At 65.3% G+C, this 711-nt stretch carries 1 protein-coding gene; it reads left to right on the top strand.

Features of this window, described 5'->3' with window-relative positions:
- Positions 1-102: 102 nt before the first annotated feature.
- Positions 103-711, top strand: a 609-nt coding sequence (locus EOA28_RS37605) for a biotin/lipoyl-binding protein (protein ID WP_128315938.1), incomplete at its 3' end; no start/stop codon positions are given.

Genomic DNA, 711 nt, shown 5'->3' on the forward strand with positions numbered 1-711 from the left:
GCCCTCTACCGCCAGCTTTGGCTGCAGCAAAACCGACATCTTGACGGTCGGCACGGCCGCTTGGCGGCCGTTCCGCCCAGGCTTGCTTAGATTGGGCCGGCCATGAGCAGCACAACCTATTCAACCCTTCCTGTCCGCCGGCGCCGGCGAGAGGCCGGCGATCCGACGGCGCCTGCCATCCTCGAATTCCAGTGGCCATCGACGGCGGTCGTCAACGCGCCCATTCCACGGGTCGCACGCAGCATCGTCTGGATCATCTCCAGCATGGTCGTCGCCTTGATCGCGCTCGCAGCGCTGATCCCTGTCGACCAGGTTGTCACAACACGGGGGCTGGTAGTCTCGCAATCGCCCAACATCGTCGTCCAGCCCTTGGAGACTGCGATCGTCCGCTCGATCGAGGTGCGCGAGGGGCAGCGTGTGAAGGCGGGCCAGTTGCTGGCGCGCCTCGATGCCACCTTCGCCTCGGCGGACCTTACCGCGCTGGCCACCCAGGTCGCCACGCTCGAAGCCGAAGTGGCGCGCCTGAGGGCGGAAGCCGACGGCAAGCCGTTCAGCTATGATGGACTAGACCCAAGCTGGACATTGCAGGCCTCGATCTTCGATCGGCGCAAGGCGGTCTACGATGCCAAGCTGGAAAGCTTCGACCGGCAGCGTGACGAGTTGAGCTCCGTCATCTCGCGCTCCCAGTCCGATGCAGACGGCTATCGGCAG

Source organism: Mesorhizobium sp. M2A.F.Ca.ET.067.02.1.1 (genome assembly GCF_004023285.1).
Lineage (GTDB): Bacteria > Pseudomonadota > Alphaproteobacteria > Rhizobiales > Rhizobiaceae > Mesorhizobium.